Origin of the sequence: Microvirga mediterraneensis (genome assembly GCF_013520865.1) — a bacterium.
In the GTDB taxonomy this organism is placed as follows: domain Bacteria; phylum Pseudomonadota; class Alphaproteobacteria; order Rhizobiales; family Beijerinckiaceae; genus Microvirga; species Microvirga mediterraneensis.
Genome location: NZ_JACDXJ010000001.1, coordinates 3,286,242 through 3,300,245, shown reverse-complemented (window position 1 = coordinate 3,300,245; position 14,004 = coordinate 3,286,242). Strand labels below are relative to the sequence as shown.

Here is a 14,004-nt window from a genome sequence, read left to right as displayed (position 1 = left end):
CAATCTGCCAGTGGCAAACTATCTTTGATTCTGATGACAGTTTACCGCTGCTACGCCTACCTGCGAGTCAAATGTTGAGGCGGCCCGCTTGGTTCCCGGGCATAATCCCTCTGTGAAACGGAGGGAGGAAATAGCTGTGGATGGCGGGCGAGGTCGTTTCCAGGGGAAGCCTGAACGGCCGGCCCTCGCCAATCGCAGCTGACGGATGGTAAGGATGGCGCCTCGAAAAAGGGCAGCGTGGCATGATCGTCATCTTCGGCTCCATCAACATGGATCTCGTGGCAAGGGTCCAGCGGATCGCCCGCCCGGGCGAAACCGTCTTGTCCCGCCGGGCCGACAGCTTCTTCGGCGGCAAGGGCGCCAACCAGGCCGTCGCGGCCGCGCGGATCGGTCAAGGCGGGCCGCTCCGGGTCGCCATGGTCGGGGCGATCGGCAACGATCCGTTCGGTGAGGCCTGCCTCAAGAATCTCGAAGAGAACGGGGTGGATGTGGGCGCCATCCGGGTGACGGACGAGCCTACCGGCTGCGCCTTCATCACCGTCGACGAGGCCGGGGAGAACGCCATCACGGTCGCCAGCGGGGCGAACATGGCGCTGCGTTCGGACGACCTGCCCGAGAGCCTCCTGTCCAGGGCTTCCGTTCTTGTGCTCCAGATGGAGGTGCCGATCGCGGATTCTCTGGAGGTCGCCGCGCGGGCGCGCCGGTCGGGCGTCAAGGTCGTATGGAATTTCGCCCCGGTGCCGGCCGTCAAGGAGCGCTCGGCCATTGCCGAACTCCTGGCCGTGACAGACGTTCTCGTCGTCAACGAGCACGAGGCGCTTGCCATCGCCGAAATTGTCGGCGAGCGGTCGGGCGACGACTATCTCAAGGCAGGATACGATCTATCCCGTTCCTTCGGCCCGACCTGCATCGTCACGGCGGGATCGCGTGGCGCCTATGCCATTACCCCTGACGGCGCCCAGATCCATGCCACCGCGCGCCCTATCGTCCCGGTCGATACGACGGGCGCAGGAGACACCTTCGTCGGTGTCCTGGCCCATGGGCTCGCCGAGGGGCTGGAGATCGGGCAGGCCATGGAGCGGGCCTGCGCGGCTGCGTCCCTGTCCTGCCTGACGGCAGGCGCCCAGGCAGGCATGCCCCAGAGAAAAGCCCTGGAGCATCACTTGAGTCAGGCTTGAGAGAGCACCTCCGGGATCACCCTGGTCAGGCTCCCGGTCGCCGGGAAGAGTGGGATCAAGCAGGCCTGCAGGGCGTGGTAGAGGTCCGGCTTGCCGGTGAAGAGGGTCGCACCCGGCTTCAGGTCCTCCGTCAGTTCCGGGCGCCACCCACCGTGCTTGTGGTCGATCAGGTGCCGGTCGGCAAAGCCCCAGAGGGTGCGGTACCATTGCTCGTGGTAATCGCTGGGGTCATGGGCACCCAGGAAAGCCGCCGCGCCGATGGCTTCCGCGCAGGGCCACCAGAGCTTCTGCGGCAGTCGCGGCTTATCCTCCCAGTCGAGGGCATAGAAGAAGCCGCCCTTTTCCTTGTCCCATCCGAGTTCGATGGATTGGCGGAAGAGTTCACGAGCCGCCTCCGGCATCCAGGCATGACGCTTGCCGCCGAGAGACCAGAGCTGGAGCACGAGCCGCGCCCATTCCAGCCAATGGCCCGGGGTCGTGCCGTAGGGGCGGAACACATCGTAGCCGCGATATTCCTTGTCGAGGCTCCAGTCCGCATGGAAGTGCTCTGCCACTCGGTAGCCGAGGGAGGCAGCGTGACGGCCGATGACCAGGCTCGCGATCCGCTCGGCCTTGTCGAGATAGGCTTTGTCGCCCGTGGCTTCGAAGGCGGCCATCAGTGCTTCCGTCAGGTGCATGTTGGAATTCTGGCCGCGATACTGGCTCAAGGGTTGCCAGTCGCGGGAGAATTCCTCCGTCACGGCTCCGTGCTGCTCCTCCCAGAACCTCTCTTCCAGAACCTGGGTGATGTCCTGGATCAGGCGGTCGGCGAGGGGGTGTCCCACCACCTTCGCGCTTGAGGCGGCGAGCAGGACGAAGGCGTGCCCATAGGCCTGCTTGGTGTCGTCCTTCGGTCCGTCGTTGTCCAGCGACCAGACATAGCCGCCGTGCTGGGCATCCCGGTGGGTATTCCAGAGGTAGTTCATGCCATGGTCGACGATAGCGTCGCTACCAGGGCGGCCGAGCAGGGTGCCGATGGCGAAGCAATGCACCATGCGGGTTGTGTTGTGGATCTGCCGGACGGGGTTGCCGGTCTCGATGGGCCGACCCGTATCGTCGAGATCGAAGAAGCCGCCTGCCGGATCGATGATGCCGTGCTGGAAGAAATCGAAGAGAGCATTCGCCTGCTCCAGCAGCCATTGCCGATGAAAGCGGTTGGAGCGCCAGTTCGGGCCAAGGGGAGGGAGGACGGGCTGGGACATCATCATGACAGGTTCCGTTGTGATCAGGCGCGTGACGCCATGAATTGTTCGACCTCCGCCCAGGAGGGCGGATTGGCGCCGCGACGGGTGCAGACGATGGCCGCCGCTGCGGCTGCGAAATCGAGGGCTTCTGTGACCTGCCCCTCCGTCAACCCGGCCATCGCGCCGGGCGTGAGCAGGTCGTTGGCATCGAGCCAGGACAGAAGGCCGGCATGGAAGGTGTCGCCTGCGCCGACTGTATCCACCACGTCGATCCTTGGAGCGGGGCGCTCCACGATCCGATCTCCGAACGCCGCCAGCGGGCCCTTTTCCCCGCGAGTGATGATCACGAGCTTCGGACCGAGCGCCAGCCAGGCACGGGCCGCGGAGGCAAGGTCGCGGGTGGCATAGAGAAGCTCGATATCCTCGTCGCTCGCCTTCACGATGTCCGCATAGGCAAGCAAGCCTTCGAAGCGGTCGCGATAGGCCTTCAGATCGCCGACGACGCGCGGCCGGACGTTGGGATCGAGGGAGATCACGCGTGACCCCGCCTCGCGGCGAAGGAGCGCCTCGATGGCACTGGCGATGGGCTCGACGCCCAGGGCATAGGACCCCGCCGCAATGGCATTCACGTCAGGAGGCAGCCGGGCCGGGAGCATTTCGGGCGCGAGCGCGCGGTCGGCGGAATTGGGTGCATAGAACGAATATCGCGGCTGCCCCGAGGCGTTCGTCGCGACCACGCTGAGGGTGGTATAGTTCGGGCAGCGCTGGAGATAGGCGGCGCTCACGCCGGATTCGGCGAGCTTCTCCGCCAGGAATGTGCCGAACACATCGTCCGACAGGGTCGACAGGAAGGCGGCGAGCCGTCCGAGGCGGCCTATTCCGATGGCCACATTGAAGGGTGACCCACCGGCAACGGCTTCCGCAGGAAAACCGGTCGGAGCCGGGGCTCCGATAAAGAGATCGATTAGGGCTTCGCCGCAAACCAGGATCATGAAAAGCCTCCGGACAAAACCTCAATGACACTCATGGAGCCCGACCGTTGCGATCCGCATGATGTTACGCGGGCATCGCATCGGGCGGAACCGGCTCCGAGGGGAGAGCCGCGATCCGCTTGAGGTCGCGCAATATATGATCCAGGGAAACGGGTCCAGAGACACCGCCGAAGCCGAAATAGAGCGTCTTGAAATGGGCGAAGAGCTGCTCATAGACCGCATGCGCCTTCGGGTCCGGTTCGAAGGTCCGGAAAGGAAGGCAGATCGCCGTCCGGGCGCTGTCGAGATCGGGATGCGATCCGGCGGCGAGGCTCGCGAAGATGCTGGAGCCCAGGCCGGTCGGGATCCCGTTGGGGACCAGGACCGGACGGCCGAGCACGTTGGCGTAGACCTGGTTCAGAACCGCATTGTGCTGTGGGATTCCGCCCGCATTGATGACCCGCTCCACCGGCACGCCGCCCTCGACCATGCGCTCGAGGATGATACGGGTGTGGAAGGCAGTCCCTTCTATGGCGGCGAATAGTTCGTCCTGAGCCGTGTGCAGCAGGTTCCAGCCCAGCGTGATGCCGCCGAGATCCGCCTTCACGAGAACCGTGCGGTCGCCGTTGTCCCAGGTCAGGCGCAGGAGGCCGGTCTGGCCGGCGCGGTACTGCTCCAGGCCCTTGGAGAGTTCCTGGACGCTGGTGTTGGCGCGCCGGGCGATCGCTTCGAAGATATCGCCGGTCGCAGACAGACCGGCCTCGATCCCGACGAGGTTGGGATCGACACTGCCGGGCACGACACCGCAGACGCCCTGAATCAGGCTGGTATCCTCGGCGATCGCGATGATGCAGGTGGACGTGCCGACCACGTTCACGACATCGCCGACCCGGCAGCCGGCGCCGATAGCGTCCCAGTGTGCGTCGAGGGCGCCGACCGGGATCGGAATGCCGGCCTTCAGTCCGAGCCGATCCGCCCAATAGGGAGCGAGATGGCCTGCGACGACGTCGGAGGTGGCATATTCGCCCGCAAGCTTCTCGCGAATGCCGTCGAACAGCGGATCGACCTTGGAGAGGAATTCCTGCGGGGGCAGGCCGCCCCAGCGGGGGTTCCACATCCATTTATGGCCCATGCCGCAAACGCTGCGCTTGATCTGGCGGGGATTCGTGACGCCGGTGAGGGTGGCTGCCACCATGTCGCAATGTTCGAGGGCAGTCACGAGCCGGTCGCGCTTGTCGGGATTATTGCGCAGCCAGTGCAGCAGCTTGGAGAAGCCCCATTCATGAGAATAGACGCCGCCGCACCATTGGATGGCTTCGAGGCCTTCCCGATGCGCGAGCCGGGTGATCTCCTCGGCCTCGGCTTTCGCCCGGTGGTCGCACCAGAGGTAATATTCGTCGAGGGGCTCCAGGCCCTCTCCGACCATCACGACGCTGGAGCCGGTGGTGTCGATGGCGAGCGCCGCCACATCCTCGCCCTTCACGCCCGCCGAATCCAGGGCGCCGCGCATGGCGCGCGCCAGCGCATCCATGTGATCGGCATGCGCCTGGGTCGCGTAGGCGGGGTTCTCGCGCTTCCGGTGCAGCGGGTATTCCGCCTTGGCGAGGCCGAGCGGGCCCTTGCGGTCGTCGACGAGGGTGACCCTTACGCTCAGAGTGCCGAAATCGACACCTGCTACAACGGCCATCTTGATCTCCCAAATCGGGTCGTGTGCGGTTGAAAAGGAGGCGGGAGGTTATTTCTCGGACTGGCCATAGGTCGCCGCCGCCCCATGCTTGCGGAAATAGTGCCGGTCGAGCAGCGCCTGCGAAACGCCCTGCGCGTTCGGTTGAAGCGAGAACGTATACATCGCCATGCGGGCCACGGCTTCCAGTACGACCGCGTTGTGCACGGCATCGTCCGGCGTCCGTCCCCATGCGAAGGGGCCATGTCCCGCGACCAGAGCGGCCGGCACTTCCATCGGGTCGCGATTACCGAAGGCCTCCGCGATGGCGACACCGGTCGCACGGACATAATCGTTCTTGATCTCGTCGGCGGTCAGCTCGCGGGTGACCGGAACCGGACCGTAGAAATAGTCGGCATGGGTGGTGCCGAGAGCCGGGATCGGACGGCCCGCCTGAGCCCAGGCCACGGCGTATTCCGAGTGGGTGTGCACCACGCCGCCGATCTCCGGGAAGGCCTTGTAGAGATGGATGTGGGTATCGAGGTCGGAGGAGGGGCGCAGCTCGCCCCAGACGACCTTGCCTTCGAGGTCCGTAACGACCAGGTCGTCGGCCTTCATGCGCTCGTATGGCACTCCGCTCGGCTTGATGACGACGAGGTTGTCGTCGCGGCTGATGCCGCTGACATTGCCGAAGGTGTAGAGAACGAGCCCGCGGCGCACCACTTCCAGATTGGCTTCCAGAACCTGCTCGCGCAGCTGCTTCAACATCGGATGCTTCCTCTAGAGCCGTTTCCACTAAATTGGAATCGCCTCTCTTGTTTGCTTTGGCGCATTTTTGACAGTGAACCGGATCCTCTTCACCGAAAAATGCCAGGGGCCCATGAACGGAAAACGGCGGCCACAGCTCGCGCCATGACCGCCGGATGTCAAACGAAATCAGCGGACGGCCTGCCAGCCCTTGTAGTCCTTGATGTTGTCTGCGGTGATCAGCTTCGGCTCGAGCAGGATCACGTTCTTCTCGGGCTTCTTGCCGTTCACGATGCCGACGGCGAGCTCATAGGACTGGGCCGCCATGACGTACGGGTCCTGCGAGGCCGAGGCCTTGATCAGGGAGTTGCCCGACTTCAGCTCGGTCTCGATGTCCGGGGCCCCGTCAACCGCCGTGATGATGAACTCGTTGCGGTTGAGCTGCTTGGCGGCCAGATTGATGCCGATGGCGGTGGGGTCATTGATCGCGAAGACGGCATCCACCTTCGGGAAACGGGTCAGCAGGCTCTGACCGACGGCGAAGCCGCCCTCACGGGAACCCTTGGCGTCCTGGTTGTCCGAGAGGACCTTGATGTCCGGGTACTTGGAGAAGACGTTCTTGCAACCCTTCACGCGATCCGTGATCGACGAGACCTGCGGGCCGTTCACGATGAGGACGTCGCCCTTACCCTTGAGGTGGTCGGCGATGTACTGGCAGGCGAGCTCGCCGGCTTTGACGTTGTCCGTCATCACCGTCACGTCGGCGCCGGCCGCGGCCACGTCGAAGGCGGCAACCACGAGGCCGGCCGCCTGAGCGCGCTTGACGGAAGGCTCGATGGCCTTCGGATCGACCGCGTTGATCATCACGATGTCCGTTCCGGCCGCCGTGAAGTTGTCCATCTGGGTGAATTGCTTGTTTAGATCGTAATCCGCCGACACGGACGTGATCTTGGCCCCGGGAGTGATCTCCTTCGCCTTGGCCTCGATGCCCTTGATGGTCGCGACGAAGAACGGGTTGCCCAGGAGGCCGACCGAAATGCCGACGTTCTTGACGTCCTTGGCATAGGCCGGGGCTGCCAGGCCGGCAACGACGGCAAGGCTCAGGGTCAGACGGGAAAGTGCCATTGGTTCCTCCAAGTGTCCTTTGTAAGTGTCCTTTGCAGGTCTCTTTGTGCTCCACGCCTCCCGGGGCCTGTGCTTGCTTTCCGGGAGGGTGATCATACGAGCGCCCAGGCCGGGCACCGGTATCTCTTGATCAGGTGCGTGCCGATCCCTTGAGGCGGTAGCGGTCGAGCGCCACGGCCCCGATGATCACGAGCCCCTTGATGATGAACTGCCAGATGTCGGAGACGCCCACCAGGATGAGGCCGTTCGACAGGATGGCGATGATGAGCGCGCCGATCAGCGTGCCCCAGATCGACCCGATGCCGCCGACGAAGCTGGGGCCGCCGAGGATGACGGCCGCGATGGCGTCGAGTTCGTAGGATTGCCCGAGCTGCAACCCGTTCGCGGCGAAGAGGCGCGCCGCCGACATGACGCCGCCGAGGCCTGCCGCCAGTCCCGAGAAGGCATAGACGAACAGCAGCACCGCCCAGACCTTGATGCCGGTGAGCCGCGCCGCGTCAGGATTGCCGCCGACCGCATAGATATGGACGCCCAGCACCGTTCTTCGCAGGATGAACCAGGAGATGATCACCACCGCGAAGGCGATCCATACCAGCCAGGGCAGGCCGAACAGGGTGCCGTTGCCGATGAAGGCGAAAGGAAGCTGAGGGTTGAACTGGGTGGTATCGTCTCCGAGCAGGCGCGCGAGGCCGCGCACGGCGGTCAGCGAGCCCAGGGTCACGATGAAGGGCGGGAGCTTCGCGAAAGCGATCAGCGCACCGTTCACGAGGCCGAGGCCCAACCCGGTCAGCAGGGCGGCCGGAATGCCCAGCATGCCCCATTCGGGGATCAGGGATCCGAGGATAGCCACCATGGCGGCGGCGGCCAGGATCGAGCCGACCGACAGGTCGATGCCGCCTGTGAGAATGACGAAGGTCATCCCGGCCGCGAGCACGGTGTTGATCGAGGCCTGCTGCATCACGATCGAGAGGTTCTGGAAGCTCAGGAACCGCCCCGACATGAGTTCGAACACGATGCCGAGGATGATGAGCACCGGCAGCATGCCGATGGCTTGAAGGGTGGAGCGCCAGGCAAGGCGCCGCTGAAGGCTTTCGGATGCCGCATCGACGCCCTTCGCTCCGGTCGATTGCAGGCCTGCGCTGGTCTCATTCGGGGATGTCATTCGGCCGCTTCCCTTACGCCTGTCGCGATAGCAATGATGTTTTCCTGGGTCATGGGCGGATGGCCGGCGCCGCCGACCTCGCCCTCGAGCCGTCCTTCCCGCATCACCAGCACGCGGTCGCAGATGCCCACGACTTCCGGGAGCTCGCTGGAGATGACGATGACGCCGACGCCGTTGCGGGCGAGGCTGTCGATCAGCCGGTAGATCTCCGACTTCGCACCGATGTCGACGCCACGGGTCGGCTCGTCGAGGATGAGGACCTTGGGTTTCGTCTCGAGCAGTCGGGAGAGAAGGACCTTCTGCTGGTTGCCGCCCGAAAGGCTGCCGACCGGCACCACATCGCCCGCCACGCGGATTCCGAGAGCCCGGATCGCTGCCGCGGCCCGTTGCCTGGCGGCTTTGATGTTGAGCACGCCGCCCGCGCGCGCATCCCGGCCCAACACGTTCACGTTCACGTTGTCCCGCACGGTCAGGTCGAGGAAGAGGCCGAGATGCTTGCGGTCTTCCGTCAGGTAGACCACGCCCGCCTCGATGGCATCCTCGGGCTCGTCGATCGAAAGACGCTTGCCCTGGAGAAAGACCTCGCCGCTGGTGCGCGGATCGGCCCCATAGATGAGGCGCGCAAGCTCCGTGCGTCCCGCGCCGACGAGCCCGGCGATCCCGAGGACCTCGCCCTCATGCAGTTCGAAGGAGCAATCGTGCACGCGCGCGCCGTCGGCCATGTTGCGCACAGCGAACATCACGGGCCCCCGGCTCTGATGAGCGTCGTGGTCCTTCTTGTAGAAGGACGACAGATCGCGGCCGACCATCATCTGAACAAGGCGCTCGGCCGAGATTTCGTCGCCCACAAGGGTGCCGACATAAGACCCGTCCCGCAGGACCGAGACACGTTCGGCCAACTCGTAGATCTCGGCCATGCGGTGGCTGATGTAGATGATGGCGAGGCCTTCCGCCCGCAGCTGCCGGACGAGCGCGAACATAGCCTCCGTCTCACGGGAGGAGAGCGAGGTCGTGGGCTCGTCCATGACCAGGATGCGGGAATTCGCGATGAGCGCGCGGGCGATCTCCACGAGCTGCCGCTCGGCCATCGACAGCTCGCTGACCTTCGTGGTTGCCTTGAACTGGACGCCGAGCCGTTCGAGAACCGTCTGGCAGGCCTTCTCCATGGAGCGCCGGTCGACCATGGGGCCGGACTTGTGCTCGCGGCCGAGAAGCATGTTCTCGGCGACCGTCAGGTTCGGGGCGAGGGAGAGCTCCTGATAGATGATGGAGATGCCGTGATGCCGCGCCGTCAGCGGGCCGTCTATGACGATGGGCTGGCCGTTGATGAGGATTTCTCCCCCCGGATCGGCCTGATAGGCGCCGGAGAGGATCTTCATCAGCGTCGACTTGCCGGCGCCGTTCTCTCCCATCAATGCGTGAATCTCTCCCGGATAGACCGTCAGAGAGACGTTCGTCAGCGCCTTGACGCCTGGGAACGTCTTGGAGATGTCTCTCATTTCGAGGATCGGATTGGATCCTGTCATGGGCGTTTCCCTAAAGGCGCATTTTTGTATCGGCAGTTTTCAGCCTTGAACTCTGAAGACTCTATCATGCCAAATTTCGGACCGGATCAGAAGAGATCGTGAATGCCCTAAATGTTTCAATTCAATCGGGTTTCAATCCCTCCTAAATTGCCGTGGAACAGAGTCCGCGACAATTTATGGATAAAGTTATGGTTTGCAGCATTCGGCTTTCCAGCGAATAGATATATTGTTCTGTTTCTGCGCTTTCTTCAGGGACGCGAGAATTCCGGCTTCAGGGCGCGATACAGGCTGCGGAAGGCATCGATCCTCGGACGATAGAGGTCGACGAGCTGCGGCTCGGGCTCGATGGTTTCCAGAATCCTGGGTGGCGTGCACACCGTATCCGGGGATTCGCCGGTCGTCGCCAATCGCGCCAGCCGTGCCGCACCGAATGCCGGCCCCTTGTCGCTGCCATGATAGCGCAGCATCCGGACGTCCAGCACGCTCGCGAAGATTCTGGCCCAGAACGCGCTCCTCGACCCACCACCGATCATCCCCGCATAGGTTAGCGGCGTGCCTGCCTGCGCGAGACATTCCTTCGCGTCGGCGAAACTGAAGGCCACGCCTTCGAGGATCGCCTGCACGAGGTCCGTCTGCTGCGTCTGCGGCGAGAGGCCGAAGAACACACCGCGTGCGTAAGGATCGTTGTGCGGCGTCCGCTCTCCCGTGAGATAAGGCAGGAAGAGGAGGGATGACGGTTTCGTATAGGCGGCTTCGGTCTCGTGCAGGAGCTGGCCGATGTCCCGCTTCAGGAGCTGGGCTCCCCAGGCCAGACAGCTTGCCGCGTTCAGCATCGCGGCCATCTGGAACCAGCGATCCGGCACCGCATGGCAGAAGGAATGCACCACGGCCTCGGGAGCCGGGCTGAAGCTCCGGGTCGTGACGAAAAGCTGGCCGGACGTGCCGAGCGAGATGAAGGCCGATCCATCATCGATGGCGCCGAGACCCACGGCGCCGGCCGCCGCATCCCCCGCGCCGCCCGCCACGACCACATCGCTCCCCAGACCCCATCGTCGGGCGATGTCGGCCAGCAGAATTCCTGATGCCTGCGAACCTTCGACGAGCCTCGGCATCTGGTCCCGGCTGAGACCTGTCGCGGCCAGCGCGGCATCGGACCAATCACGCTTGCCCTCGTCCAGCCACCAGGTGCCGGCGGCGTCCGACATCTCCGTCACGATGTCGCCGGTGAGCTTGAGGCGGATGTAGTCCTTCGGAAGCATCACCTTGCGCACGGCGCGAAAGATCTCCGGCTCATGCCGCGCGAGCCATACGAGCTTCGGCGCAGTGAAGCCGGGCATCGGAATGACGCCCATGGCATGGGACAGCTCCGGATACCTGTCGCGGAGCTCCTGCGCTTCTCGAAAGGAGCGACCGTCATTCCAAAGAATCGCGGGGCGGAGAGGCCGGTCGTTTGCGTCGAGAAGAACGGCTCCGTGCATCTGACCCGAGAGGCCGATGCCGCGGATATCCGCTAGCGCCGACGCGGATCGCGTGCGAAGCTGATCGAGCGCCGTCTGCACCGCCTCCCACCAGAGGTCCGGGTCCTGCTCGGACCAGAGATCGTGCGGACGGGATATCTGCAGGGGGATGTCCGCTTCCGCGACCGATGTTTGCTGCTCGTCGACGAGGATCGCCTTCACGGCTGAGGTGCCGACATCGATGCCGAGATAATGGGCCACGCCGCATGCTCCTTGAAAAGGTGTTGGCCTTGGTTTGGCCTCATGTTCGAAAGAGCATATAGCTCAGCCCTGCCGCTTAGGCATACAGGTGACAAAATCCAGAGGCGACGCCATGAAAAAATCTCATGGTCGAAATGTCGCCCGGATATTTAAATGGCAGCGGCATGCACCAGATAGTCGGTCATGCCACAGAATTCCAAACCCCCGTCCGAGTTCACCCGTCCCGAGACCGCCAGCTCGGCGGCGGCACTGAGCGCCGCCGTGCGGCTGCACCTCGGTAAGCAGTTGCGTGCCCTTTATGGCGACCCCGCGGAGGACAAGCTGCCGCGCGACCTCGCCCGTCTGGCCGACCGCGTCGCCCAGGTCATCCGTGCGCATACGGAGCCGGTCGACCAGGAGTTCGTCAACGGTGTCATGGATGCGTTGCCGAACTTGCGCGCCTTCGCCCTGTCGCTGACCGGAAAGGTCGATCAGGCGGAGGATCTGGTTCAGGATACGGTGCTCAAGGCCTTGACCAAGCAGGACACTTTCGAATCCGGCACGAACCTGCAGGCCTGGCTCTTCACGATTCTGCGAAACGGGTTCTACTCCACCCACCGCAAGACCAGCCGCGAGGTGGAGGACGGCGACGGCACCCATGCCGCGAGCATGATCGCGATCCCTGACCAGGAAGACAAGCTCGCGCTCCAGGATCTCTCCACGGCTCTGGAGAAGCTTCCGCAGGAGCAGCGCGAGGCGATCATCCTCATCGGCGCCGAAGGCATGTCATACGAGGATGCGGCGGAAGCCCTGGGCGTGAAGGTCGGGACGATCAAAAGCCGGGTCAATCGTGCCCGTAACCGTCTCGCCGAGCTCATGGGAACATCCCGCGCCGATCACGACCACTCGGCAACCGTTTGACGATCCATTCCCTGTAGACCTGGGCATCGTGCGGAAAAGTGCATTCCACTTCTTCGCACGATGTTCTATGCCTCCGCCTCACCAACTTGTGAGCAGGCGCACGGCATACCTTTGCGGAGCCCTGCTGCTCTCCGGCAGCGGCTCGCGGCCCTCGGCGGCTTGAAACCCGTTCGAGACCGGTAAGGACGACCGACTGCCCGAAGGATATTGAGGCATGTCGCTTGTCGAGCTGTTCGGATTTCTGGTGCTGACCGGAATTGCCGCATACATCCAGACCCTGACTGGCTTTGCTTTCGGCCTGATCACCATGGGTGGCGTCGGGCTGACCGGTCTTCTGTCGCTTCCCGATGCGGCGATGCTCGTGAGCGTCCTCACCTTCGTGAATGCGGTTCAGATGCTCCACAAGGGCTGGCGCGACGTGGCATGGCGGGAGTTTCGCGTCGTCATGCTGACCAGCATTCCCATGCTCTTCGTGGGGTACTGGCTGCTCGAGTGGCTGGCTGGAACGCGGGCCGACATTCTGCGCCTCATCCTCGGCATCGTGATCATCGTTTCGAGCCTGCAGCTCGCCCGAAAGCCTGAGCCGCTTCCGAGGCGTTCCGGCGACGGCTCATTCATGTTCTTCGGCAGCATCGCGGGACTGATGGGCGGATTGTTCTCGACTGCCGGGCCGCCGCTCGTCTATCACTTCTATCGGCAGCCGATGCCCCAGGTGACGGTGAGGGAAACCCTGGTGACGATCTTCGCGCTCAACGCCGTGTTCCGGAATGGTCTCGTGGTCTTTTCCGGCAATCTGCCATCGGCGTCGATCCTGACCGGGCTCTTTGCCATTCCGGTCGTCATGGGAGCGACCCACGCGGCCCGCCGCTGGCCCCCGCCGCTCTCTCCCGCCACCATGCGGTGGATCGTGCTCGGATTGCTCTTCCTGTCAGGCGTGTCGCTGGGAATGCCCGCGATGGTGCATCTGCTGAAGTCTTCCTGACGATCCCGGAATGCACAAAATATCAGCGGCCGCGTTTGGGCTGTTCCTCGAACTTTTCCATAGGCTTCAGGTTGAGCCTCTAGCTGGTGGGTGCTCGAAACCGCTCTTCTGCCAAGGAGGGGAGCATGGAACACAGGCCTCTGTCCGAACTCAGTAGCGTCGCCGACCTGAAAATCCCTGAAGAAGTCACAGCGCCGGTTCTGTTGAAGCGCGAACGTCTGGACCGCTGGGTCGAGCTCCTGGAACGGGAGCCGGGCCGCATTCTCAGGACTCTCGACGAAATCGAGTGGAAGCCGAAAGCCCAGCGTCTTGCCCTGCGGGCCGACGGCTCGGCTCTGACGATCGCCTACTCCGATCCTGTCCTACGCCATGCAGGCCTGCGCAGCGATACCTTCGGGGACGCGGTGGATTTCTTCCAGATTTCCGAACACGACGCCCATATCGTCCTGTGCTCGTGCCATGGCGGTGAGGCCATGCGGGCGGACGAAGCGGCGCGGCGGGTGCGCGGAATCCGGTCTCCCAGCCTGTGGGCGCTTTATTTCGGCTGGTTCCGCTAGGTTGGAAGCCAAGTATCCGAGTTGAGCAGCCCTGGCTCGGGATCGGCTCCCAAGAGGATCGAACGCGCCAGGGCCGACATCCACGTGGTCTCCGAAGTGGATGCATGAACAGGACAGTTGAGCATTGTTTCAATGATGGTTCGTTATGCTATGTCGTAGCGTGTCTGTGGGGTAACGATACTCAGTCGGTAGCAACACATAAATGCAAATACAGTTACTACTTGTTGATTATCCATGAGCCGCACCGGGAGC

General features: G+C 63.7%; 12 protein-coding genes. 4 read left to right on the top strand and 8 right to left on the bottom strand.

Features of this window, described 5'->3' with window-relative positions; all coding sequences use genetic code 11:
- The first annotated feature begins 242 nt into the window (after window positions 1–242).
- Window positions 243–1,178 (top strand): ribokinase, encoded by a 936-nt coding sequence (locus tag H0S73_RS15565; protein ID WP_181053000.1) that lies wholly within the window; start codon window positions 243–245, stop codon window positions 1,176–1,178.
- On the opposite strand, the gene H0S73_RS15560 is transcribed toward H0S73_RS15565, so the two are convergent.
- The 8 genes from H0S73_RS15560 to xylB form a co-directional block, all read right to left on the bottom strand.
- Window positions 1,169–2,422, bottom strand: a complete 1,254-nt coding sequence (locus H0S73_RS15560) for an AGE family epimerase/isomerase (protein ID WP_425488227.1) — start codon at window positions 2,420–2,422, stop codon at window positions 1,169–1,171. The two genes, H0S73_RS15565 and H0S73_RS15560, sit on opposite strands and share 10 nt — an antisense overlap.
- Before the next feature lie 20 nt (window positions 2,423–2,442).
- The gene (locus H0S73_RS15555) at window positions 2,443–3,393 is read right to left on the bottom strand and encodes a carbohydrate kinase family protein (protein WP_181052998.1); all 951 of its coding nucleotides are present in this window, start codon (window positions 3,391–3,393) and stop codon (window positions 2,443–2,445) included.
- 64 nt (window positions 3,394–3,457) lie between these two features.
- Complete coding sequence (locus H0S73_RS15550; RefSeq protein ID WP_181052997.1) at window positions 3,458–5,059, bottom strand: ribulokinase; 1,602 nt, start codon at window positions 5,057–5,059, stop codon at window positions 3,458–3,460.
- 48 nt (window positions 5,060–5,107) lie between these two features.
- Window positions 5,108–5,803: an L-ribulose-5-phosphate 4-epimerase gene (locus tag H0S73_RS15545; protein ID WP_246388951.1), complete on the bottom strand. Its 696-nt coding sequence runs from the start codon at window positions 5,801–5,803 to the stop codon at window positions 5,108–5,110.
- 168 nt (window positions 5,804–5,971) lie between these two features.
- Complete coding sequence (locus tag H0S73_RS15540) at window positions 5,972–6,907, bottom strand: ABC transporter substrate-binding protein (protein ID WP_181052996.1); 936 nt, start codon at window positions 6,905–6,907, stop codon at window positions 5,972–5,974.
- 130 nt (window positions 6,908–7,037) lie between these two features.
- Window positions 7,038–8,069, bottom strand: coding sequence for an ABC transporter permease subunit (locus H0S73_RS15535; protein WP_181052995.1), 1,032 nt, complete (start codon window positions 8,067–8,069; stop codon window positions 7,038–7,040).
- Complete coding sequence (locus tag H0S73_RS15530; RefSeq protein WP_181052994.1) at window positions 8,066–9,595, bottom strand: sugar ABC transporter ATP-binding protein; 1,530 nt, start codon at window positions 9,593–9,595, stop codon at window positions 8,066–8,068. The genes H0S73_RS15535 and H0S73_RS15530 overlap by 4 nt, the downstream gene beginning before the upstream one ends.
- 248 nt (window positions 9,596–9,843) lie before the next feature.
- The gene (xylB, locus tag H0S73_RS15525; RefSeq protein ID WP_181052993.1) at window positions 9,844–11,313 is read right to left on the bottom strand and encodes a xylulokinase; all 1,470 of its coding nucleotides are present in this window, start codon (window positions 11,311–11,313) and stop codon (window positions 9,844–9,846) included.
- Between the two features lie 183 nt (window positions 11,314–11,496).
- Between xylB and H0S73_RS15520 the strand changes: the two genes are divergently transcribed.
- The 3 genes from H0S73_RS15520 (at window position 11,497) to H0S73_RS15510 (ending at window position 13,752) form a co-directional block, all read left to right on the top strand.
- A complete protein-coding gene (locus H0S73_RS15520; RefSeq protein ID WP_181052992.1) occupies window positions 11,497–12,213 on the top strand; it encodes a sigma-70 family RNA polymerase sigma factor in 717 nt (238 codons plus the stop codon).
- 214 nt (window positions 12,214–12,427) lie between these two features.
- The gene (locus H0S73_RS15515; protein WP_181052991.1) at window positions 12,428–13,195 is read left to right on the top strand and encodes a sulfite exporter TauE/SafE family protein; all 768 of its coding nucleotides are present in this window, start codon (window positions 12,428–12,430) and stop codon (window positions 13,193–13,195) included.
- 125 nt (window positions 13,196–13,320) lie between these two features.
- A complete protein-coding gene (locus H0S73_RS15510; RefSeq protein WP_181052990.1) occupies window positions 13,321–13,752 on the top strand; it encodes a hypothetical protein in 432 nt (143 codons plus the stop codon).
- Window positions 13,753–14,004: the final 252 nt, after the last annotated feature.